This is a genomic window from Alienimonas chondri, assembly GCF_013036045.1.
Lineage (GTDB): Bacteria > Planctomycetota > Planctomycetia > Planctomycetales > Planctomycetaceae > Alienimonas > Alienimonas chondri.
In genome coordinates this window covers 1-22,364 of sequence record NZ_WTPX01000082.1, presented here as the reverse complement: position 1 = coordinate 22,364, position 22,364 = coordinate 1, and the positions used below count along the sequence as shown (strand labels likewise).

13 protein-coding genes and 1 tRNA gene are annotated in these 22,364 nt (G+C 68.0%); 7 read left to right on the top strand and 7 right to left on the bottom strand.

Going from position 1 to position 22,364, the window contains the following annotated elements:
• Positions 1-288: 288 nt before the first annotated feature.
• From LzC2_RS21855 to LzC2_RS13010, 7 genes are all read left to right on the top strand, one after another.
• Positions 289-1,494, top strand: a complete 1,206-nt coding sequence (locus tag LzC2_RS21855; RefSeq protein ID WP_171187637.1) for a ParB/RepB/Spo0J family partition protein — start codon at positions 289-291, stop codon at positions 1,492-1,494.
• A gap of 80 nt (positions 1,495-1,574) precedes the next feature.
• Entirely contained in the window at positions 1,575-1,979 is a 405-nt protein-coding gene (locus LzC2_RS13035) for a hypothetical protein (protein WP_171187636.1), read from the top strand.
• 60 nt (positions 1,980-2,039) lie between these two features.
• A tRNA-Pro gene (locus tag LzC2_RS13030) sits at positions 2,040-2,113 on the top strand.
• 751 nt (positions 2,114-2,864) lie between these two features.
• Positions 2,865-3,305 carry a hypothetical protein gene (locus LzC2_RS13025; RefSeq protein WP_171187634.1) on the top strand — a complete coding sequence of 147 codons (441 nt, stop codon included), beginning with the start codon at positions 2,865-2,867 and terminating at the stop codon, positions 3,303-3,305.
• Between the two features lie 152 nt (positions 3,306-3,457).
• Positions 3,458-3,709, top strand: a complete 252-nt coding sequence (locus LzC2_RS13020; RefSeq protein WP_171187631.1) for a hypothetical protein — start codon at positions 3,458-3,460, stop codon at positions 3,707-3,709.
• Between the two features lie 120 nt (positions 3,710-3,829).
• Entirely contained in the window at positions 3,830-5,089 is a 1,260-nt protein-coding gene (locus LzC2_RS13015) for a two-component system sensor histidine kinase NtrB (RefSeq protein WP_171187629.1), read from the top strand.
• Positions 5,090-5,093: 4 nt separating this feature from the next.
• The gene (locus LzC2_RS13010) at positions 5,094-6,596 is read left to right on the top strand and encodes a sigma-54-dependent transcriptional regulator (RefSeq protein WP_171187642.1); all 1,503 of its coding nucleotides are present in this window, start codon (positions 5,094-5,096) and stop codon (positions 6,594-6,596) included.
• Positions 6,597-6,880: 284 nt separating this feature from the next.
• Here LzC2_RS13010 and LzC2_RS13005 read toward each other — a convergent pair whose 3' ends face one another.
• From LzC2_RS13005 to LzC2_RS12970, 7 genes are all read right to left on the bottom strand, one after another.
• A complete protein-coding gene (locus tag LzC2_RS13005) occupies positions 6,881-7,096 on the bottom strand; it encodes a hypothetical protein (protein ID WP_171187627.1) in 216 nt (71 codons plus the stop codon).
• Between the two features lie 139 nt (positions 7,097-7,235).
• The gene (locus tag LzC2_RS13000) at positions 7,236-12,320 is read right to left on the bottom strand and encodes a PAS domain S-box protein (RefSeq protein ID WP_171187625.1); all 5,085 of its coding nucleotides are present in this window, start codon (positions 12,318-12,320) and stop codon (positions 7,236-7,238) included.
• 346 nt (positions 12,321-12,666) lie between these two features.
• Complete coding sequence (locus LzC2_RS21850) at positions 12,667-15,705, bottom strand: sulfatase-like hydrolase/transferase (RefSeq protein WP_206678705.1); 3,039 nt, start codon at positions 15,703-15,705, stop codon at positions 12,667-12,669.
• Positions 15,706-15,712: 7 nt separating this feature from the next.
• Positions 15,713-17,197, bottom strand: coding sequence for a sulfatase (locus LzC2_RS12985; RefSeq protein WP_171187623.1), 1,485 nt, complete (start codon positions 17,195-17,197; stop codon positions 15,713-15,715).
• Positions 17,143-18,543, bottom strand: a complete 1,401-nt coding sequence (locus LzC2_RS12980; protein ID WP_171187621.1) for a sulfatase family protein — start codon at positions 18,541-18,543, stop codon at positions 17,143-17,145. The genes LzC2_RS12985 and LzC2_RS12980 overlap by 55 nt, the downstream gene beginning before the upstream one ends.
• Before the next feature lie 77 nt (positions 18,544-18,620).
• Positions 18,621-19,802: an alpha/beta hydrolase fold domain-containing protein gene (locus LzC2_RS12975; protein WP_171187619.1), complete on the bottom strand. Its 1,182-nt coding sequence runs from the start codon at positions 19,800-19,802 to the stop codon at positions 18,621-18,623.
• Between the two features lie 57 nt (positions 19,803-19,859).
• Positions 19,860-22,082 carry a right-handed parallel beta-helix repeat-containing protein gene (locus tag LzC2_RS12970; protein WP_171187616.1) on the bottom strand — a complete coding sequence of 741 codons (2,223 nt, stop codon included), beginning with the start codon at positions 22,080-22,082 and terminating at the stop codon, positions 19,860-19,862.
• Between the last annotated feature and the right edge of the window lie 282 nt (positions 22,083-22,364).

Here is a 22,364-nt window from a genome sequence, read left to right as displayed (position 1 = left end):
CGGGGGCGGGGGGGGGGGCAGGGAAGCGATCGGTGGGCCGGCATCCTAAGCCCCGCCGCGGCCGCCGGCCACGGCGTGACCGGCGGCTTCGCGGAGGCCGGCGGACCGCGAATGCGTTCCGCGCGACACCGACGCGCCCGAACGATCGACGGGCGGGCTGAACCGGCACGGCCGCGACGACCGACTCAACCGGTACGTCCCGACCGGGCCTCTCCGCCCCGGCTTCCGCCGGCGAGGCGGGGGTTCCGGTCTCTCCAAGTCTTTGTCGCTCCCGGGAAATCCGCCGCTATGTCTGCCCAACCCGCCCGGCTGCACCGCCCCGACGACGCCCAGTCTGCACCCCAGTCCGGGGGAACCGTGGGCGGACGTCGGTTAGGCCGCGGATTGAACGCCTTGCTCGGCGGACACCGCGAATCCGCCCCGGCCGTCGCTGCTCCCCCGGAAGACGCCGAGGGCGGGGCGATCAGCGTCGAGTTGATCGAACGCAATCCGTTCCAGCCTCGGCAGGACTTCGCCGAGCCGGAGCTGAAGGAACTCGCCGAGAGCATCACCCGGCACGGCGTGCTCCAGCCGTTGCTGGTCCGGGAGGTGAACGGCGAGTACCAACTGATCGCCGGCGAGCGCCGCCTGATGGCCGCCAAGCGGGCGGGCCTGGAAACCGTTCCCTGCCGCGTGCTGGCACTGGGGGACAAGGAGGTCTGCGAAGCGGCGATCGAGGAGAACATCAAGCGGAAGGATCTGCACCCGCTCGAAAAGGCGAAGGCTTTCCGCGACTACCTCGACCGCTTCGGGGGCACGGTCGAGGCGCTGGCCAAGAGCCTCTCCGTCAGCCGTCCGGCGGTCTCGAACCTGCTGCGGCTGCTCGATCTGGAGCCGGCCGTCGCGGCCGCGCTGCGGGAGGAAAAGATCTCCGCCGGCCACGCGCGGGCGCTGCTGGCGCTCAGCGGCGCCGATCAGGTCGCGGCGATGGCGCTGGTCATCGAAGGCGGCCTGACGGTCCGGGCCGCGGAGAAACTCTGCCGCGACCAGGCCTTCGAGCGGGACGCCCAGACCGCCGCCGCGGACGCCGAAGCCGCCGGCCTGACCGCCCCCGTGCACGTCGACGATACGGCGGACGAGGAGGAAGCCGGCCCCGAAGCGATCGCCGGCGCCATTCGCCCCCAGGAGGAATCGCCCGAGGAGGAGGAGGAGAAGCTGTTCGTCGATATGCCGACCGGCGAGGCGGCACCGACCAGCGAGCCGGACCTCAAAGTGTTCGACGCCTCCGACGAATCGAACCCGGATCAGTCGAATCCGGAGCAAGCCGCGGACGCCCCGAAAGCGGACGCAAAGGCGCTCACCCCGCACCTCGAAAGCGTCCGCGACGGCCTGCGGGACCAACTGGGCGTGCCGGTCGAGATCGTGCTGCGGGGCGCCGAGAGCGGCCAGATCCGCCTGAGCTTCGCCGACAACGACGCCTTCGAAAGCCTGCTGAAGAAGCTGCGGGCCGCGTGAGGTTCGCCGAGGGGCGAACGGTCCGTCGATGGATGAACAGGCTCCGGGGCGATCTCCCTCGATCGCCCCGGAGCCTTTTGGTGTCTGAACTCCTCCTGCTGTTGTTCGCGGGACTCGCCGCGGCGACGACCGCGGCGGCATCGATCACAGCGCTTCAGGTGGGTACTGGACGATGCGGAACCGCTGCGGTCGCGTGGGGCCTGCCGGCCGCGGCGCTTTCGCCCTGGTGGATTGGGTTCCCCTTGGAGCTGATCGGGAGTCCGCTGTCCTACGGCCTGATCAGCGGTCTGATGTTGGGCGTCGCCCCGTGGGCGGCGACCGCGTGCCTCCCGTGGCAGATCGCGGGGGCGTGGCTGGTGAAAACGGAACGTCCCCCGGCGCTCGCGACGAGTCTGCGGATCACCGCGACCGCAATGGCCCTGACGCAGATCGCGGCGTACGTGCCGGTGTATGCTCAAACATTCATGGGAGTGTTCGGCGGGTAAACGCGAACCGGCACTCGCATCGACCTGTCCGCCCCCCCGGGGTACGATCCCCGCACGTCTCGGGACGTAGCTCAGCCTGGTAGAGTGCCTGCTTTGGGAGCAGGAGGCCGCAAGTTCGAATCTTGTCGTCCCGATTTCGCCGCGCTGCACCTCAAATTGTGAGGCAGGGCGGATTGCGGTTGGAGGTCGCGTCCATACGCGAGGCCGGCGTCGAGTCGCTCGGCCGTCGCCGTGGTGGATGAAAGCCGATCGACGTAGATTGTCTGCGGGTCGGGCTTCTCCGGGACCATGGGGGTCTCCGGAACCGTGGACGTCGAGCCGTCCGTGGATCAAGACGCGGCGCCCCCGGGATCGGCCGCGGGCCGGTTTCCCCTCCACGGATCGAACCGCTCGCCAAGGCGATCCGCTGGCTTCGACCGTGAAGGGGGGGCAAGCCCGAACTGCTTGCGAGCACGATGATCGACGGCTCGGACAACTTCGACGCCGTCAAATCTCAGAGCCGGCGGGAACAAGCCCCGCGGACGGTCGAGGAGCGGCGGATCGGCGACGCGCCGGGACTGTCGCCGTGCGTTGACGTCCACAAACGGCGACGGTGTCGCCCGCCGTTGACGCCCCCCGCTTTATTTCGCGATTCTGGAATTCTGCTCGAAAATATTCGAGAGTCTCAGGCGTGGATTTTGCCTGTCAGGATAGGCCGAAAGTGATGCAGTCGGGGCGGCGGAAACGAATGGGTATTCGTTCCGGCACGACGCGTGCATGTCTGCCATAACAGCCTGGGCGGACGGCACGAAACGCCGCCCAGGTCGCCACGGCAACGCCCTCTCCTTCGAGTCCGCCTGCCCGTCCGTGGTTCGGGACGCGGACCCTGTTGAAAGCACTTTTGTCATGTCGCGCTCCAACTGCAAGCTGCTGACAGTCGCCGGCCTTGTCGCCGCCTTGGCGGCGGCGGACACCGCCTTCGCCGGGAAGGTCGCCGGGGACCGTCTCCGCCCTGGCTCCGGGTTCCACAATCGGCACGCCGCGACGAGCCCCTCCGCCCTGACCTTCCCCCGGGTGCAGTCGAATTGGGCGGCTCCCCAGCCGGCGCGGCCGTTCTTCTCGCAGACGGGAACCCCGGCCTATACGCCGCAGGTCGTGCACCGGCCGACGTACGCCACTCAGCCGCGGGTCGTGTACTCGCAGCCCGCCCGGACGATCACGCCGCAGCCGCGGGTGGTGTACTCGTATCCGGCTCGTTCGATCTCGACCGCGGCGCCGGTCGTGGCGGCGCCGCCCGCGGCCCCGGCCCCGCGGGTGTCGAGCGCGCCGGTCGTCGTCCCGCGGTGACATGCCCGAGGTGACGCCGCCACGCGGCGTCTCGGAAACGGAGTTCCCCGTCGCGGCGGGGCGGGGGCAATGCACGCCACCCCGCCCCGCCGTTCGCGTTGATGCGTGCAATTTCTTTCCCCGATCCGCCGTTCCCCCGTTCCGAGATTCTCATGTCGTACCTCACTCCCGCCGCCTCCGGCACGCCGCCGCCCGCCAAGTCCGAGATTCCCACGGGCTTCGACGCCTTGGCGCTCCTCCGCCCCCCGCTGCCGCGCCCCACGCCGTCCGAATCGCACTCCGAGAGGGGTGCGGAGTTCGGGGACATGGCGGAGAACGCTCTGCTCTTTACGCTCGTCACCGCGATACTGGTCCCCGGGCTGGTCGCCTTCACGGCTCTGCTGATCTGGTTCTGGTACTGGTAACCGCTGGTCGGCACGATCCGCCGGGGACGCGTCCGGTTCGCCCGCCCCCCGGCGGAGTTTTAAGATGCCGCCCCCCTTCCACCCGTCCGCCTCGATCTCCTCCGCCGCGGCGTCATGCCTATGACCGATCCGACGGACGGCGCCGCCCCGGGGCGGCGGGAGATCGACGACGCCCTGTTCCGGTTCGTCGCCGAATCCACCTACGACTGGGAGAGTTGGCACCGGTCCGACGGCGCCCTCGTGTGGGTGAACGGGGCCGTGGCGCTGATGACCGGGTACGACGTGGATGAGTGCCTCGCGATGCCGGAGTACCCGCTGCCGATCGTGGACGAGCGAAACCACGCCCTCTGGCGGGAGATCCTCGCCGACGCCAAGGCCGGCCGCTCGGGGAACGATCGGGAGTTCCGCGTCACGACCCGTGGCGGCGATTCGCTCTGGATGGCGGTTTCGTACCAGCCGATGGCCGACGACGCGGGGCGGCGGCTGGGGTTTCGCACCAGCGTGCGGGACATCACCGAGCGACAGAGTATGAAGGAGGAACTGGCTCGGCAGAACGACCTGCTCGAACGCCGCCTCCGCGAACAGACCGCGAAAGTCGCCCGGCTGGAGCGGACCCGCGCCAGCATGGAGAAGCTCGCCGCGGTCGGAGAATTGGCCGCCGGCGTCGCTCATGAGATCAACAACCCCCTCGCCGGCATCCGCAACGCCTTCGCCCTGATCCGCGGCGGCCTCGATCCGGGCCACCCTCATTACGACCTGCTGGATTTGGTCGACGGCGAGATCGAGCGGGTGGCGGGCATCATCCGGCAGATGTACCAACTCTATAACCGGTCCCCGCCGCAGGCGGCGGACATCTCGGTCGAGAAGGTCGTCGGCGACGTGTTCTGCCTGCTTGGCCCGACCGCCGAGCGCTACGGCGTACGGCTGGAAGTCAGCAGTCTCGGCGACGCGGCGGACGGCACGCCCGCGAAGCTGCCGAAGAACGAATTGAAGCAGGTTCTCTTTAACCTCGTCCGCAATGCCGTCCAAGCCTCCGAACGCGGCGGCGAGGTCCGTGTGGAGGTCGGCGCGGAAGCCTCGACGGTCGAGATCGCCGTCGTCGACCGGGGGACCGGGATCGACGCCAAAACGCTGCCGCGGATCTTCGAGCCGTTCTTCAGCACGAAAGGACAACTAAAGGAGGGGATGGGCCTGGGCTTGTCCGTGACGCAGAACCTCATCGCCGCGATGGGCGGGGAAATGACTTGCGCCACGGAACTCGGCGAAGGCACGACGTTCCGCGTCACGTTGCCTCGTTATGCCGCGGACGTTGGTGCAGACGATACCGGCGCCGCGGACGCCGATGCAGCGGAAGCCGATGCAGCCCGAGGGGGAGCGTGATCCCATGGGCGGCCGCATTCTCATCGCGGACGACGAGCCGCTGTTTCGCACCACGACCGCGAAGCTGCTGGAACAAGCGGGCTATGAATGCGTGTGCGTCGCGGACGCCCACGCGGCGATCGAAAAGCTGCGTGCGGAGCAGTTCGATCTCGTCCTCTCCGACCTGAATATGCCGGGGAACCTGAAGTTAGAGCTGCTGCGGGATCAACAAAAACACCGCCGCGGCGTGCCGATCGTCGTGGTCACCGGCGTGCCGAGCCTGCCGACGGCGATCGACAGCATCCGGTTGGGGATCACCGACTATCTGCTCAAGCCGGTCAAATTAGAGGATTTGCTGGCCAGCGTGCGGAGGGCGTTGAAGGGCGCCCGCGGCGAACGCGACGCTCCCTTGCCGCCCGGGGAGGGGGCGGACCTGTCGGCGCTGTTCCCCAACCTCGTCGGCGCCAGCCCGAAGATGCGCGAGTTGTTCGAGGTCATCGAGCGAGTCGCGCCCACGAAGACCAACGTCTTAATTACCGGCGAGAGCGGCACCGGGAAAGAAGTCGTCGCCCAGGCCATTCACCGCCGCTCCCAACGACCGGACGGCCCGTTTCAAATTATCGACTGCACCGCGGTGCCGGAGTCGCTGTTCGAGTCGATGCTGTTCGGGCATGCGAAGGGCTCGTTTACAGGCGCCGTAAAAGACTCCGAAGGATTGCTGAAGCAGGCCGACGGCGGTACGGCGTTCTTTGATGAATTAGGAGAGTTGCCGCTGCCGCTTCAAGCCAAGTTATTACGGGCGGTGCAGCAGCAGACCTTCACGCCGGTCGGCTCGCAGAAATCGGTTTCGGTCGATACCCGGTTCGTCTGCGCCACCAACCGCGATCTCGCCGCGGAGGTCGGAGCCGGGCGTTTTCGACAGGACTTATACTATCGGCTCGGCGTGATTCATATTGAACTGCCGCCCCTCCGCGAGCGCGGCGACGACGTGCGACTCTTGGCGGAGCGCTTTTTGAAACGCCTCAAACCGGAGGACAGCCCTGTTCGCGGCTTTTCCGAAGCCGCCGTGGAGGCGCTGAGGCGCCATCGCTGGCCCGGGAACGTCCGCGAATTGCGCAACGTCGTCGAACGGGCCTTCGTCTTGGCACGCGGCGAATTGATCGAGCCGGCGGATTTTCCGGAGGAGGTGCGTCGCTCCCTCGCAGGGGAACGTTCGGACGGTCCGGCCACGGCTGGGGCCGTCCGGTCGTTAGAGCCGAACGAAACGGGCATCGAGTCGAGCGACGGAGCGCCGAGCGAGTCGGGATCGCTCCTTGAAGAAGAGGGCGCCGGCGTGCGGCTCACGTTCCCCACTGATCTCCCCAGAGACGAAGCGCTGCGGATCGCGGAGGAGCAGTATCTCGTTCATCTGCTCCGCGAGCACGACGGGAACGTATCCGCCGCGGCCCAGCACGCCGGTCTTTCCCGACAGGGGTTGCACAAGATTATTAAGCAACACGACATCGATGTTTCCAAGTTTCGCCGCTGACCGAACCCGCCGCGGCGCCGGTCGAGACAGTGCGAAACGAAGCTGTGGGGCGCGAAGAAGCGGCCCCGGGCGATTCTGCCGGCAGAATCGATGGTTCCGACGATCGAAATTCGGTTCAAGCGGCGCTCCGCGAACCGTGTCGTCGCCTCTATAGCATCGTCACGCTGGAGCCTGCGGGGCGGGATCCCTTTTCGGTCGGTTCCCCGTTTATTCAAGGAGGACCGTTACGAATAAGCGGCACGGTTCAAAGCTCACCGCCGAGGAGAGGTCGGCCCCGGCAGCGATTACGCGGCGGAGCCTCCGGCGAGTTCGGCGACCACCTTGCGGAGCGGAGCGATCCCCTCGCTGCGGATCTCGGCGAGCATCGCGTCGAATTGCGCCGGGTCGTCGCGGAGGGCGGGGAGCAGTTCCAGCCCCATCGTGACGATCCCCAAGTACGTCTTCACGTCGTGTCCGAGTTGCCGCCGGCGGTCTGGATCGGGGGGGGCGGGGAGGCTCATCAGCACGGTCGTCCTTGGGGGCGGGGGCGTCGGTCCGGCGACGCCCCCGTGAGGATGGCGGCGTCGGCCTTCCCCTTCAAGGTGACGGCGACGCGGGCCCCCGACTCGCTCCGTCTGCCGGACAGGTTGGAAACCTTTCTTACGATTCGGGCGGCCCGGCATCGTCTAAGACGGCGAACAGCTCCCTCAGGGCGGCGGGCTCGGCGGGCTTGACGAGGTGCCTGTCGAAGCCGGCCTCCGCGGTCCGGCGGCGGTCCTCCCGCTGGCCCCAGCCGGTCAGGGCGGCCAGCACGATGTCGCGGCCCCACGGCTCGTCACGGATGCGGCGGGCCGCCTCGTAACCGTTCAGGTTCGGCATCCCCAGGTCCATCAGCACCAGGGCCGGGCGGAACTCGGCGGCGGCGGAGACCGCCTCCAACCCGTCGTGGGCGGTGCGAACCTCGTGCCCCAGCATCTTCACCACCATCCCCAGCATGCGGGCGGCGGCCCGGTTGTCGTCCACGACGAGCACGCGGTACGTCCGGCCGACGGCGTGCTCCCCCGCCGCGTCGGACCCCGGTTCGGATCTGCGACGCGGGGTCGGCTCGAGCAGCGGCAAGCGCACACGGAACTCGCTGCCCCGCCCCTCTCCCCCGCTGTGGACGGACACCTCGCCCCCGTGCAACTCGACCAGCGACTTCACCATCGTCAGCCCGATTCCCAAACCCGCGTACCCTTCTTCGCCGCCGTCCCGTTCGAGCTGATTGAACATCCCGAAGATCGACTCCTGCTTCTCCGCCGGGATGCCGAGCCCGTTGTCCCGGACCGAGACGATCACTTCGCCCGCCCCCTGCGATCCGTGTCCGTCTGCCCCGTCTCCGCCTGACTCGGGCGCCGCGGCGGCGGCGAGGGAGAGGCGACCGCCGGGCGGGGTGTACTTGATCGCGTTGCCCAACAGGTTGGAGAAGACCTGGGCCAGCCGGGCGGCGTCGGCGTCGAGCGGAACGGGGTCTTCGGGCAGCGACAACGTGAACTCGTGCCGAGCCTCGTTCAGCGCGGGGCGGACCGCCTCGACGGCGCTCCGCACGACCTCCGCCAATTCGACCCGCCCGCGGCGGAGCTGGAGCTTGCCGCGGGTGATGCGGGAGACGTCCAGCAGGTCGTCGATCAGCCGGGTCATCTGCCGGGTCTGCCGCTCCATCGTCTCGCGAACCGCGGCGATCGCGTCGGGGGAGTCGCCGGCCAACCGCAGCACTTCCAGCCCGCTGCGGATCGGGGCCAGCGGGTTGCGCAGCTCGTGGGCGAGGGTGGCGAGGAACTCGTCCTTGCGGCGATCGGCCTCGGACAGGTTGGCGGCGACCTTCCGCAACTCGTCCTGCAGGAGTTTGACCTCGTGCACCTCCGTGTTGGAGCCGATCCACATGCCGATCCGCCCCGCCTCGTCCCGCATCGGCACCGCTCGGCTGAGGTGCCAGCGGTACTCGCCGTCGGCCCGGCGGAAGCGGTGCTCGAACTGGAACGGCTCCCCGGAGTCGACGCAGCGCTGCCAGGCCCGCACGTTCTCGTCCACGTCGTCGGGGTGGACGAACTGCAACCAGCCCCACTCCCGGATCTTCTCGAACGACAGGCCGGTGAACTCGCTCCAGATCGGGTTGAAGTAGTCCACCTCGCCGCTCGGGGTGGCGGTGAAGATCTTCTGCGGCATCGAGTCCATGAGGAACCGCAGCCGCTGCTCGCTCGCCCGCAGAGCCGCCGCGGAGCGGATTCTTTCGATGTGCGCCCAGGACCGCTCAGCGGCTTCCCGCACCAGACTGACCTCGTCGGCCGTCCAGTGACGAGGCTCGGCCTGGTGGACGGCCATCATGGCCCGCAGCCGTCCGTCGATGACGAGCGGACAGCAGATGATGGCCTTAATGCCGATCGAGCTAAACATGACGGCGCCGCCGTCGTCGGCCGGATCGAGTTCGGTGTCCACGTCTCGAATGACCAGCGTTCGCCCGTTCCGCAAGTCGGCTGCCGTCCGGACGCCGAAGAGGTCCAGGCTGTACGTGCCGGCGGTGGTCGCCGCGTCGGGCGCCCGCCAGTCGTCGCGGATGGTGAAGCGGTCGTTGTCGGGCTCCACGTCGGCATAGGCGCAGCGGGTGACCCCGAGGTGCTCACCGAGTTGCCGGGTCGCGGCGGTCATGACGGCGGCGGGATCGGCCTCCGCCCTCGTCGCCTCGCCCAAAGCGTCGAGGAACCGCAGGCGTTCCTCGCTCTGTCGCAGGTCCTCCTCGGCCTGCCTCCGGTCGCTGACGTCCTTGAACAGGACTGCCACCTCGCCGGTATCCGCGCCGCCAGGCCGGTAGGCGTGGACCTCGAACCAGCGGTCGTCGAGGACCGCCGCGTGATTCACGAACCGCACCGGCTCGCCGGTCCGGGCAACCTGCCCGTAGGTCTCCCGCCAGAAGGGCTCGAGGTCCGGAGCGAACTCCCGCGCGGTCTGTCCGACCACATCGCCCAAGCCGGTGTGCTTCCGGAACGCCGGGTTCATCTGGAGGATGCGGTAGTCCTCCGTTCGACCCTCCGCGTTGAACAGGACCTCGATCAGGCAGAACCCCTCGTCCATCGACTCGAACAGGCTGCGGTAGCGGGCCTCGCTCTCGGCCAGACGGCGCGTCGTTCGGGCTCGCTCCAGCGCCTCCCAGCAGCGGTCGACGACCGTCTCGACCAGCTCGACCTCCTCGGCGGTCCACTCGCGGGGAGTCGTCTGATGAACGGCCATGGCGGCGATGAATCGCCCGCCCTTGTGCAGGGGGACGCACACGGCGGAACGGACGTCGACGACCCGGTATGCCGGCCGTTCGTCCGGTCCGAGCCGCGGGTCGGCCTCCGCGTCGGCGAAGACGTAGCTCTCGCCCGCTTCCATCGCCTGGGCGCACGCCGCCCCGAAGGCGGCGACCGGCCAGCGGCCGACGATGCTCGACACGCCCCGCGCGTGGTCGCCGGTGATCACGAAGGTCGCCTCGGCGGCGGGCCGGCCCTCGATCTCCGCGTAGGCGCAGCGGTCCGCATCCAAGTGCTCGGCGAGCAGCCGGGCGTTGGTCGCCGTCACCTCGTCAGGGTCGGTCAGCGGCTGGGTGGCGGCGGTGAGGTCGGCCAGAAACTTCCGCCGCCGTTCGTCCCGCCGCTGCTCGGTGACGTCGGCGTGCACCCCGACCCACTCGGCGATTTCGCCGGCCTCGTCCAGCACCGGCACCGCCCGGATCGTGCAGAGCCGCCACTGCCCGTCACGGCGGCGGACGCGGTGTTCAAAGTTAAACTCCCGCCGCTCGGCGACCGCCTCGCTCCAGGCGTCGACGGTCGGTTGCGCATCCTCCGGGTGGACGGCGTCCGCCCAGCCGAACCCCTGATATTGCTCCGTCGTTTGCCCGGTGAAGGCTCCCCAGCCGGGTTGCTCGCCCTCCATCTCGCCGCGGGCGTTGTTGGTCCAGATGATGTCGCCGACCGACTCGACCGCCGCCCGGAACCGGCGCTCGCTTCGCCGCACCGTTTCTTCGGCCCGTTTCCGCTCGGTCAGGTCGAACATCGAGCCGACCATCCGGACCGCCCGGCCGTCTTCCCGCACCACGCGGCCGCGGTCGAACACGGTGGCGTAGCCGCCGTCGGCCCGGCGGAACCGGTATTCGTCCTGCCAATTGTCCCCGCCGCCCGGTCCGCCGTCGTGAACCCGACCGTCGATCACCGCGTGAATGCCGTGGGAGACCCGGTCCCGATCGTCCGGGTGGATCTGCTCGACCCACCAATCCGCTTCGGGACTGATCTGATCGGCGGCGTACCCGAATCGGGTGCGGACCCCCTCGTTCCAAGTGACGCGGTTATTGGCGAAGTCCCAGTCCCAGATCGCGTCGTTGGCCGCCTCTCCGACCATCCGGTAGCGGAGCTCGCTCTCCCGCAGGGCGACCTCGACCCGCTTCCGGTCGACGAACCCGGCGACCTGCTCGGCCAGCGGGGCCAGATCGTCCAGCACGGCGTCGGAGAGGGCCGTACGCCCGAAGATCGCCAGCACGCCCACGCACCGGCCCTCCACCAGCAGGGGGAACCCGGCGAAGGAGACCATTCCTTCCCGCTGCGCCCATTCCGGGTCGCTGATGTTCGGGTCGTGGGCGACGTCGTTGGTGAGCAGCGGGCGGCGGTCGCGGGCGATCCGCCCGATCTTGTAGGAGCCGACGGGCACCCGGGCGTGACCGCCGTCCAGGTGCGTGTAGAGGCCCGCGCTGGCTTTCAGCGCCAGCGTGCCGCCCTCTTCCGCGTCGGACGCACCGGCCTGTTCCAGCGCCCAGACTCGGGCGAACGCGACGTCCAGGCGCTCCACGAACGCCTCGCAGCACCGGCGGAGCACGTCGGGGAGCGGGTCGGCGGTGGCGAGCGCCCCGGCGACTTCCGCCCGCAGCGCCGTCAGGCGGACGCGTTCCGCCTCGTCCTGCTCCGCCCGCTTCCGCTCGGTGATGTCGCGGATATAGCCGGTGAAGGTCGGCGGGCCGTCCCCCGCGACCGGGGTGATCGACACCTCCACCGGGAACTCGGTCCCGTCGGACCGCACCGCGGTCAGTTCGACGCGGCGGTTCAGCACCGGTCCCTCGCCGGTCTCCAGGTAGCGGGCGATGCCGCGGCGGTGGGCGTCGCGGAATCGCTCCGGGACGATCAGTTCGGCCAGCTCCCGGCCGCGGGCGTCGTCGGCGGTGTGGCCGAACATTCGCTCGGCAGCGGGGTTGAACTCCAACACGCAGCCGGCGTGGTCGATCGAGACGATCCCGTCCAGGGCGGAGTCGAGCACCGCCGCCTTGCGGGCCTCGCTGGTCTTCAGGTCCCGCTCGCGTTGCCGGCGCTCCGTCACGTCGCGGAACACGAGCACCACGCCGACGATCGTCCCCGCGGAGTCGCGGATCGGCGCCGCGCTGTCGTCGATCGGCCGCTCGACGCCGTCGCGGGCGATGAGCACGGTGTGATTGGCCAGACCGACGACGACCCCCTCCCGCAGGGCGCGGTCGGCCGGGTTGTCGACCGGCGCGCGAGAGTGCTCGTTGACGATGCGAAAGATTTCGGCCAGCGGGCGTCCGCGGGCGTCCGCCTGCGTCCAACCGGTGAGTTCCTCGGCGATCGGGTTGAGGTAGGTCACGCCGCCCGCGGCGTCGGTCGTGACCAGGGCGTCGCCGATGCTGGCGAGGGTGACTCGCAGCAGGTCGTCCGGATTGACGTCGCTCATGTGTCCTGGTGCACCGCTCGAATACGCCGCCACATCCCGCCGACTGGTGTGCGGCGTCGCGGTTGGAACCAGCGCGAAGATATTGACGCTGCAGTATCGCCGCGCAAAGCGTGACGCCAAGTTCCTCGCCGCGCCGCTTCACCGCACGCGCCGCCGCCACGCGTCCGCGTTTCCGACAGGTTCCTCGCAGACCGACCCGGTCCCGGGCGCCGGGGCTCGAGGGTCCCCGGCGGCGCCCCGGGAAATTGCCGGGCCCGGGACCGTCAGGCAGTCTCGAGGTCGCCTGTGAGGAAGTCGGGGGGCGGCTCGGCCAGCACGGTGCGGCGATTGGCAGTGCGGCGGGCGGTCAGCGTTCCTGCGGGTCGACGAGGTCGATGGCCCGCTGGTCGGCGCCGCGGACGTGCACGTCGCCCAGTTCGGTTCGGAATAGTTCCGCCCGATTCTGCAGGCGGGCGACGACGTCGGGATTCTGATCGGAAACGTCGTGACGCTCGCCCACGTCGCGGCCGAGGTCGTACAGCCGCGGCTGATCCAGCGTGACAAACCCTTTTCCGGGAGCGGGCTTCTTCGACCAAAACGGCTGATCGGCGGCGGTCCGCGGCAGGTGCAGTTTCCAATTCCCCTCGCGGACCGCCTGCAGGTTCGTGCCGTTGTAATAGGCCAGCGCCTCGTGCGGCGTTTCGGACTGCCGGCCGAGCAGAATCGGGAGCGCGTCCCGGCCGTCGAGCGTGCGATCCGCCGGCGGCGTCACGCCGGCGAGCCGGCAGATCGTCGGCAGCAGGTCCATGCTGGTGAGCGTCACGTCGGAGACCTGACCCGGCGGGATCGTCCCGGTCCAGCGGAAGATCGCCGGGACGCGGTGGCCGCCCTCCATCGTGCAATACTTCCCGCCAGCCAGCCCGCCGGACGATCCGTTCCGCGTCGGGCCGTTGTCGGACGTGAACACGACGACCGTGTTCTCCTCCAGCCCGGCCTCTCGCAGCGCGGAGAGAATGCGGCCGGTGCTGTGATCCAACTCTTTGACGAAGTCGCCGTACCGCCCTTTTCCCGATGTCCCGAGGAATTCATCCCGCGGCACGATCGGGTTATGGGCGATGTGGTGGGAGACGTAGATGAAGAACGGTTCGTCCTTTCGCCGGGCGATAAAGTCGACGACCTCGTCGGTGTATCGCCTGGTCAGCGCTTTGAACGGCACGTCTTTCTGCACGGCGGTTCGCCCTCGATACAGCGTGTCGTGATCGGAGCCGCGTTTGGATTCGTAGTTGCTCGGGATGCCGAGGTGTTCGTCGAAGCCGGCGTCGAGCGGGTGCGACCCGGCGACGTCCATCCCCAAATGCCACTTGCCGACCATCAACGACCGGTAGCCCGCCGGTTTGAGCAATTCCGGGATCGTCAGTTCCTCCGGGGCCAGGCCGTAATTGCGGTATTTGGCGACGTTCTCGTTGCGGGCGACGGGCAGGCCGCATCGCATCGGATATCGGCCCGTCAATAACGAGGCTCGCGAGGGGCTGCAGACGTTCGCCGGGACGAAGAAATCCGTGCTGCGAACGCCCGCCGCCGCGAGGGCGTCGATCTGCGGCGTCTCCGCCGCCCCCGGGCGATAGCAGCTCAGGTCGCCGTACCCGAGGTCGTCGGCGAAGATCACGACGACGTTCGGCTTGGTCTCCGCCGGCCGCGGCAAATCGCGAACGTCGGCGGCGGCCGTCGGCTTCTCTGACGGAACCGGCTTGCTCTGCGGAGTCCGTTTCGCCGCTGGGTCTGCCGGTTTCTTCGGGCCGCCACGTCGGGCGGCGTTCTCTTTCGGACCCGGTCGGTATTCGTTCAGCAGCGCCTCCATCTCCGCCACGACTTCGGGATGCTCCCGAAGAACGTTTTGAGTTTGCGAGCGGTCCGCGGCAAGGTCGTACAACTGGGCGGGCGGCGCGTCGGGCTTAATGCGACCGTTTTCGATGTCGCTGTTCACTGACCCCACGAAGCTGGCGGCCGGCGGACCGGAGAACGTGTGGTCGCCGGGCTTTCGACCGCCGAACCCCCCGCTGCCCCTGTTCGGGATATACATCCAGTTCCCGGCGCGGACCGACAGGTGCGATCCTTTATGAGGGGCGAGAATCAGGTGATCCCGCAACGGCTGCTCCGGCTCTCCGACGAGCGCCGGCAGCACGTTCACGCTGTCCGCCCGCTGTTCGTCGGTCAGTTCCACCCCGGTCAGCGCCGCGAACGTCGCCAGGAGATCGACGTTGCCCAGCAATTGATCGGAGGTCGTGCCTGCCGGGATGCGGCCCGGCCACCGGGCGATGAACGGCACGCGATGCCCGCCCTCCCAGACGCCGAACTTAAACCCCAGCAGGTCGCCGTTTTGACGGTGCCCGGCCCGGAACGCGGCCTGGCCGCCGATATTAAACATCCCGCCATTGTCGCTGGTGAAGATCACCAGTGTGTCCTCGGCGAGTCCGTTGTCCTCCAAGCACGCCAGCACCTCGCCGACGATCCAATCGAGTTCATGGATCGCGTCCCCGTACAGGCCGGTCTCGCTCGTTCCCTGGAACCGCTCGGCCGGCGTGAAGGGGTGATGGATATTCGTCGTCGAAAGGTACAGGAAGAACGGGTCGTCCTTATTCTCCTCGATCCATTCGACCGACTTCTCGGCGAGCGTCGTGCCGACCTCATAGTCGTTGAACTGCGCATGGGCGGCTTCGGCCCCGGCGAACTGGTTGGGACTGCGATTCCCGGCCTCCGGCGGGATCGGGGTCAGCGGGACGGTCCCCTTCGCGTTCCGGCCGAGGTGGATCAGCGGGTCGTCCGGGTCGCCGCCGACGAGGCGGTCGTTCTCCACATAAACGTACGGCGGGGCGCTGTTGACGACCGGCATCCCGAAGTAATGGTCGAAGCCGAGATCCTGCGGGCCGGGGCGGAGCGGGACGTGCCAGTCGTTCTTGCCCGTTTTGAACCCGAGGTGCCACTTCCCGAACGCCGACGTGCCGTACCCGCTCTTTTTAAAGACGTCCGCGATCGTCAGTCTGTCCGGCTCGACCAGTAGCGGCGAGGTGATCGGCGCCGGCCCCCACACGCCCCGTCCGTCGTTCGCCCGCAGCGGGTATTGCCCCGTGAGCAGCCCGTACCGGGACGGCGTGCAGACCGCGGAGACCGAGTGCGCATCCGAGAACCGGCGGCCCTCGGCGGCGAGCCGGTCGATATTCGACGTGCGCACTTTGGTCGCGCCGTAGCACCCCAGATCCCCGAAGCCGAGGTCGTCGGCGAAGATCAGCACGACGTTCGGCGGGGACTCCGCGTTCGGCGGGGGATTCGCCTCGCCCGGAGCCGCCGTCAGCGAGAGGGCCGCCGCCGTCGCGAGGAAACGAGCGAAGAGTCGTGCGGCGTTTACCATGGGTTCTTCACCGGGTCTGGCGGGGGGATTTGGGCATCTTGGCGGACGTCTCGGCGAGCCAGCGTTCGAGCTTGTGACGCATCCGCTCCGCCCGGTCCGGGAACTCCGCCGAGACGTCGCGCGTCTCGCCGGGGTCGGTTTGCAGATTGAACAGTTTGTTTTTGATCAGTCCGTGCCCCAGATAAAACTTCCACTCGTCTTCGAGAATCACGCTGCCCATATAATGCGACACCTCCATGCGGTTATGGGGGAAGTGCCAGTAGAGGGCGTCGCGCTCCAGGCGGTTGGCGCCGCGGAACAGCGGCGCAAGATCGACGCCGTCCAGCGGGACCGTCTCGGGCGGCACGCCGCCCGAGGCCTGTACGAACGTTGGGAAGAAGTCCATGCTGGTGACGGGCACGGCACAGGTCGTGCCCGGTTCGATCACCCCCGGCCAACGCACGACCATCGGCACGCGGAGGCCGCCTTCGAGCAGCGACGCCTTTTTATCGGCCAACCCCTCGGTCGGAATATGACCGCCGTTGTCGGAGTAGAAAACGACCAGCGTGCGGTCGGCGTTCCCCGTCGCTTCGAGGGCGTCCAAGACCTTCCCGACAGCCCCGTCCAGAGACTCGACCATCGCCCGGTAGGCGTCGCCGCCGTTCTTCGCGACCAGATCCCGCGGGGCCTTGATCGGCGTGTGGACCGAATAGGGCCACAGCGTGAGATGAAACGGGCGATCCCGATGGTCGTTAATAAACGCGGCCGCCTCGTCGCCCAGCCGGTCGGTCAGGTACTCGCCGGGCTTCCGGTCGGCGATCGTCCCGTTGTGATAAGGGGCGAACCAGGATCGGGGTTGGCCGTAGGCGCACCCGCCGACGTTCACGTCGAACCCGAAGCGCTCGGGGTGGTAGTCGCGATTGACGATCCCGTCCGGCGTGCCGATCGAGCCTTCGCCGGCGAGGTGCCACTTCCCGATAAAGCCGGTCGCGTAGCCCAGCAATTTCAGCTCGCGGGCGTAGCTGGGGAGGTCGAGGGGCAGGTGATTGAGCGAATCCGCCTCGCGGGGGCCGCCTTTCGGCCCGGGACGCTCGTTCCCCGCCTTGCCGGGGACATGGGTCGTCAGACCGATTCGAGCCGGCGCCAGGCCGGTGATACAGGCCGCCCGGGTCGGCGAACACACCGGGGCCGCCGCGTAGGCCTTGGTGAACGTCATCCCCTCGTTCGCCAACCGCTGTAGATTGGGGGTGTTCAGGTCCGGGTTCGAACCGTCGTAGTCCACCCAGCCCGGCCCCAGATCGTCGGCCATAATGAAGACGATATTGGGCGGGCGGTCCGCCGCAAACGCCGAGCCGATGCTCGTCAGCGAGGCCACGCAGGCACAGAGGAGAAGAACCGGTTTCATGGCTGCGTCTTGAATGATGACTTTGAAGGCGTCTTTGATAATGCCGCGGACGTTCAATAGTTCAGTTTCCCGCCGCGGGCCGGTTGCTGCCGCTCGTTCTTCCACCACCGGTCCGGCCCTTCGGCCTCGATCTCCTTCCAGACGGCGAGCAGACGCTCCTTCATCGCCGCGGTTTTCTCCGGCATCGACGCCGCGAGATCGCGTTCCTCCCGCGGATCCTGTTGAATATTATAAAGCTGGAACGTCGTCAGCGTCTCGTCGCCGACCAATTTCCAATCGCCGACGCGGAGGGCGACGCGGTTGTCCGGCGGGGAGACGTGCGTCCGCCAGAAGAGCGGGACGGTCCGTTCGACCGGCGTCCCGCTGAACGCGGGGACCATGCTGACGCCGTCGATCGTGCGGTCGTCGGGCAGGGGGACGCCGGCGACGTCCAGCGCCGTCGCGAAGAGATCGGTGCCGATGACCGGCACGTCGCTGACCGTGCCCGGCTCGATGCGGCCGGGCCAGCGGGCGACGCCGGGGACGCGGACGCCGCCCTCATGGTCGCTACGTTTGCCCCCGCGCAAGCCCCCAGTCGATCCCCCGAACCGAGCGACCGGGCCGTTGTCCGAGGTGAAGAACAGCAGCGTCTCGCCGCTCACGCCTTCCTCGTCCAACGCCTGCATGATCTGCCCCAGGGCATAGTCGGCCTGCGTGACGTTCCCCATATAGACGGCGTTTTCATGGCCATCGTACAGGTCGGTGAATCGCGGGTCGGTCGCGATCGGCGAGTGCGGCTCGTGAAACCAGACGGAGAGGACGAACGGCTTCGCTTTGTCGCGAATCTCCTTCAACCACCGCGACGCCTCCGCGGCGACCAGCGGGGCCGAATAGCCCTTCAGTTCGCCCACCGCTTCGCCGTTGCGGACGAAGTTACGGGGATTCCGGTGGCTCGGCTCGGCATTATTATGCGTCGCCAGCCAATAGTCGTACCCGTGGTCGTCCGGTTGGGGATACTCGTCGGTATTAAACTGCGGCTTTGAAAGCAGATGCCATTTGCCGACGTGGCAGGTCTCGTACCCGGCCGACCGCAGGAGGCTGGGGTAGGTGATCTCGCTGCTCCGCAGGTGCGCTTCATGAACGCCGGACAGGTGCCGCCAGACGCCGTTTCGATAGGGCGTCCGACCGGTCAGGATCGCCGACCGGGACGGGGAGCAGACGCCCGCGGCCGAATAACACTGGGTGAACTTCACGCCCTGCGACGCCAATGCGTCCAAGTTCGGGGTTTGAATCAGCGGGTGCCCGTAGGTCGCCGTATCGCCCCAGCCGAGATCGTCCGCCATCACGATCACGATGTTCGGCCGCCCGCCGGGGTTCCTCGCGTCGGCGTCCGCCTCATCGGGATTCGCCGAGGCCGTCCCGCCGAGGAGCAATAGAAACGCGGCGGCGAATCGGAGCGTCGGGGGCGTCGGCATCGTGGTCACCTTCGTTGTTTGGCGTGCGGGAACGGAGCCGCGGGAACCGGCTCCGTCGAAACGGCCTCGATCGGACGTCATGGCGACCCGGCCTCCGCCTGACGCGAGGCGGCGAGTTGCTCGACGAAGAACTGCACCGTGCGCTCGACGATCTCCTCGCGGGACGGCTTGATCTCCGCCCCGACCGCCCGCCAATTATGTCCGGCGTTCTCGACGATCAGAATCTCGACCGGCGCCCCGACGGCCTCCGCTTGCCGCTTCATATAATAGGCGTGCTTGACGGGGATCGTGGTGTCCTGGTCCCCTTGAATCATCAGCAGCGGCGGGCTCTCCCCGGTCAGGAGGTTGGCGGGACTCATCTCTCGATAAATCGCCAGCTTGTCCGCGGGGTCCGCATCGGGCTTTAACAGCCGAGCGGCGAACCGGTCGCGGAAGTCCGGTCGGTCGTCGTGGTTGAACAGGTCCGTGCGTTCAAAGTCGGAGGGGCCGTACCAAGACACCCCCGCGACCGTGGTATAGGGAACCGCCGCGAGCTCCTCGTCGCCCGGCAGGGACTCCGGCGGGGACAGCAACAGCATCTGTGCAATCTGGCCGCCGGCCGAATCGCCCATGAGGAAGAAACGCTTTGCATCGAGGTCGAGAGGCCCCGCGTTCTTCGCCAAGTATCGAACCGCGTCTTTCGAGTCGATCACGCAGTCGCGGATGGCGAGGCCCCGGTTCGGCCGCACCAGTCGATAGTCCACCGACGCCACGGCGAACCCGCGATCGAGCAGTTTGCTGAACACAGCGGCGAACGAACCGTTCGCGGCGCCGCGACGACTCCCCGCCGCCCAACCGCCGCCGTGCGTGTAGACCACGACCGGCAGCGCGGACTCCGAAGGCGCCGCGGGAAGCCGGTCGGGATAATAAAGATCCAGTTGCAGAGCGCCCTGCGGCGTTTGTTTATAGACGACGTCGAGCCTTCTCTCGCCGTCGGTCTGGAGATACGCGGGGCGCTCCCGTCGCAGCTCGTCGAGCGACAGCGTCCCGTCGCGGTTCGCGTCCAGCTTCTGAAGGCGCTTCCAAGCCGCGGCGTTCTCCTGCTTCTCGAACGCGCCGTTTCCGTCCTGGTCGAACCGACGCATCAATCGCGTCGCCCGATCGAGCGAGGCGCGGTCGCCGTCGTCCGCGGCGGGGTCGCCGTCTTGGGCGGCTGCCGTCACGCCCGGCGTGCCGACGGCGATCACGAGCAGCAGACCGAGCGTGAGGCGTCTGGTCATCGGGTCGGGAGCGGGAGAACCGGCGAGAACGTGCGGCGAAGAAGGCCGCGGAACCGGTCAGTCTACCAGCCCGACCTCGGTCAAATCGAGCGGCGCGATTCCGAGTCCCAATGCCGGCGAGTCGGGGCGAAAGCGGAAGTCTCCCGCGGCCGGATCGACGAACAGCGGGTCGACGGCCAGGCTGTGACCGTCCACGCCGTCCTGCTGCTGATTGCGCAGGAAGGCTTCGCCCGCGGCGGGGTCGGAGGCGCAGAAGTAGATATTCTGATCGGTGTCCGCGTCGGCCGACCTCGCCAAGCGACGGCCCCGGCGGTCCTCCGTGGCGTTTGCCCGCCTCGGCGGCAGTTCGTCGATAAAGGTGAACGGCGCCCCGGAGGCGTAAAAGACGTTCCGCCGGATCGCGGCGCCCGACAGCGGACCCTCCCGCAGCGACAGATAATAGCCGCGAGGCGGGGCGAGGACGTCCGCCACGATATTGTTCTCGCAGCGGTTATTCAGCTTTAAAATGATTCCCTGCGAGGTGCATCGATAGATCAGATTCTCCGCGATCAGCGTGTCCGTCTGCCCGCCGTCGGTGCGGATCGCCGCCTGCATGATCATCGGGGCGACGAGATCATGGATGTAGTTCCGGCGAATCACGTTGCCGGGACCGGCCCCGCGGATATAAATCCCGTTCCCGTCGCCCAGCGCCTCCATCGCATGATGAATTTCGTTCCGTTCGATGACGTTGTCGCGTGTGTGGAGGTACGGGAGCACGTCCTCCCGTTCCGGCCGCGGCGGCAGGTCGGCAAGCTCATGCCGCCGAATCGTCCTGCTGAGCTCCCGGCCCCGCTTCGTGAAGAAATCCGCCATGCAGCCGGAGACGATCACCGCCGTGTACGGCGTGTTGTGCACCAGATTATTCGCCACCCGGTTAGATCCGCTTTGCCAGAGCATGATGCCCGGCGAGTGCGAATAAATGCGGCCGACATGATGGATTCGGTTGTTGTAGACGACGTTGTTCTTATTGACGTCCTTCGTACCGGGCCCGTAGCCGCACAGGAGGATGCCGGCGCCGCCCATCTGTTCGATGACGTTGCCGGAAATTGAGTTCCGTTGCCCGTGCAGATCGACGCGGATCGCACCGCCGCCGCTGTGGGCGAAGCGGCAATCTTCGATCACGCAGTCTTCGGTCCCGCGAAGGCGAAGGAGCGCGTTGGGTTTATAGTAGAAATCCCAGTCGTGCTGCAGCCCGGCATCGTCCGGCGAGATCTGATAGCGGTCTCCGTGCATGAACGTGAGGCCCCGGAAGCGCAGGTTTCGGACGGGCTCGTCCTCGGGGCCCTCTTGATCGATGTCGCCTTCGACGCGAATGAACTCTTCCAGCCGCGGCGCCGCGATCGACCGGGGCGCCTCGCCGGCCGCGCCGTGCCGCGGCCGTAAATAGAGCTTATCTTCGCTGGTATTGAGAACCCACTCTCCCGGTTCGTCGAGTTCTTCCAGGACGTTCTCCACCCAGCACGACTCCGTCTCACGCAGGAAATGAAGCCGGTTCATCGCGTAGGTGGCGTCGACGGCGGTCCGGGCGATCTGCGACTCTTCGTCGACCGAACGCAGCGGAAGCATATTTACGATCCAGGCGTGGTGCGGTCGGACCGCGATCTCGACATCCTGAAGGTTCGGCCAGTTCCTCAGTTGGCCGGCGGGAAAGTGCAATTCGTCGCGGCTGCCGCCCTCCAGCGGAATAAAACCCGCGGAGCGGGCCCGCGGCAGCAGGCCGTCAGCGTCGTAGAGGGTGCGAAAGCCGCGGGAGACGTCGGCGACCCACACCTTGCCGACCGCTTCGTTCGATAAACCCGGCGTCGCGGGCGGGGCCAACCGCCAACCACGGATCTCTTCCCCCGAACTGAAAACGGGCGTTTCACCCGGATAGGCGGCATAGGTGACGGCCGAATCGCCCGGGCCGGCGTCCCGCAGGTCGAAGACCGCGGTTTGCTTCAGCCGATAGGTTCCTTCGCGGATCAGGACGACGACGTCGCGGGTTCGGTCGCGGTCGAGCGTTCGCACGGCGTCGCGGGCCCGTTCGAGCGTCGCGAACGGGCCGTCCGTGCGTCGCTCGTTCGGTTCAGGCGACGTCCCCGACCACTTATCAGACCCGTCGGGCGACAGATAGAAGTCCGCCGTCGGCTCTTCCCCGGCGCCGTACGCCGCCGTCGCGGCCGTCGCTGTGAACGCCGCCGCCGTGACAGGCAGAATCGCCGTCTGCGGCAGGAGAACGAGCAGAAGGGACGGAAGTTTCATCGCGGGAGGCTGTCCGGGCGTTTCGTAGGGACGATTGAAGATCCGGGCTCCCCCAAGCCCCCCGGCGACGGTCCGCAGGCGTATTCGGCCTCCTGGCGATCGCGGGTCTTGAGGCGCTGCTTGTCCTCCCGCCCGCCGTTATGGAACCGGGCGAGCTAGTGTCCTGAGTTGGAGGTTTCGTTGCAGACGGCTTCGACCCGACGGAGGATCAGGTCCGCGTCGGCAGTCCAGACGAACGGCTTGGCGTCGGCGTTGTGGCCGTCGACGTAGTCCCGGATCGCC

Excerpts from the sequence above, each read along its gene's own strand:
- LzC2_RS21855 (WP_171187637.1), top strand. The coding sequence starts at position 289 with ATGTCTGCCCAACCCGCCCGGCTGCACCGCCCCGACGACGCCCAGTCT.
- LzC2_RS13025 (WP_171187634.1), top strand. The coding sequence starts at position 2,865 with ATGTCGCGCTCCAACTGCAAGCTGCTGACAGTCGCCGGCCTTGTCGCC.
- LzC2_RS13020 (WP_171187631.1), top strand. The coding sequence starts at position 3,458 with ATGTCGTACCTCACTCCCGCCGCCTCCGGCACGCCGCCGCCCGCCAAG.
- LzC2_RS13015 (WP_171187629.1), top strand. The coding sequence starts at position 3,830 with ATGACCGATCCGACGGACGGCGCCGCCCCGGGGCGGCGGGAGATCGAC.
- LzC2_RS13010 (WP_171187642.1), top strand. The coding sequence starts at position 5,094 with ATGGGCGGCCGCATTCTCATCGCGGACGACGAGCCGCTGTTTCGCACC.
- LzC2_RS13005 (WP_171187627.1), bottom strand. The coding sequence starts at position 7,096 with ATGAGCCTCCCCGCCCCCCCCGATCCAGACCGCCGGCGGCAACTCGGA.
- LzC2_RS13000 (WP_171187625.1), bottom strand. The coding sequence starts at position 12,320 with ATGAGCGACGTCAATCCGGACGACCTGCTGCGAGTCACCCTCGCCAGC.
- LzC2_RS21850 (WP_206678705.1), bottom strand. The coding sequence starts at position 15,705 with ATGGTAAACGCCGCACGACTCTTCGCTCGTTTCCTCGCGACGGCGGCG.
- LzC2_RS12980 (WP_171187621.1), bottom strand. The coding sequence starts at position 18,543 with ATGCCGACGCCCCCGACGCTCCGATTCGCCGCCGCGTTTCTATTGCTC.
- LzC2_RS12975 (WP_171187619.1), bottom strand. The coding sequence starts at position 19,802 with ATGACCAGACGCCTCACGCTCGGTCTGCTGCTCGTGATCGCCGTCGGC.
- LzC2_RS12970 (WP_171187616.1), bottom strand. The coding sequence starts at position 22,082 with ATGAAACTTCCGTCCCTTCTGCTCGTTCTCCTGCCGCAGACGGCGATT.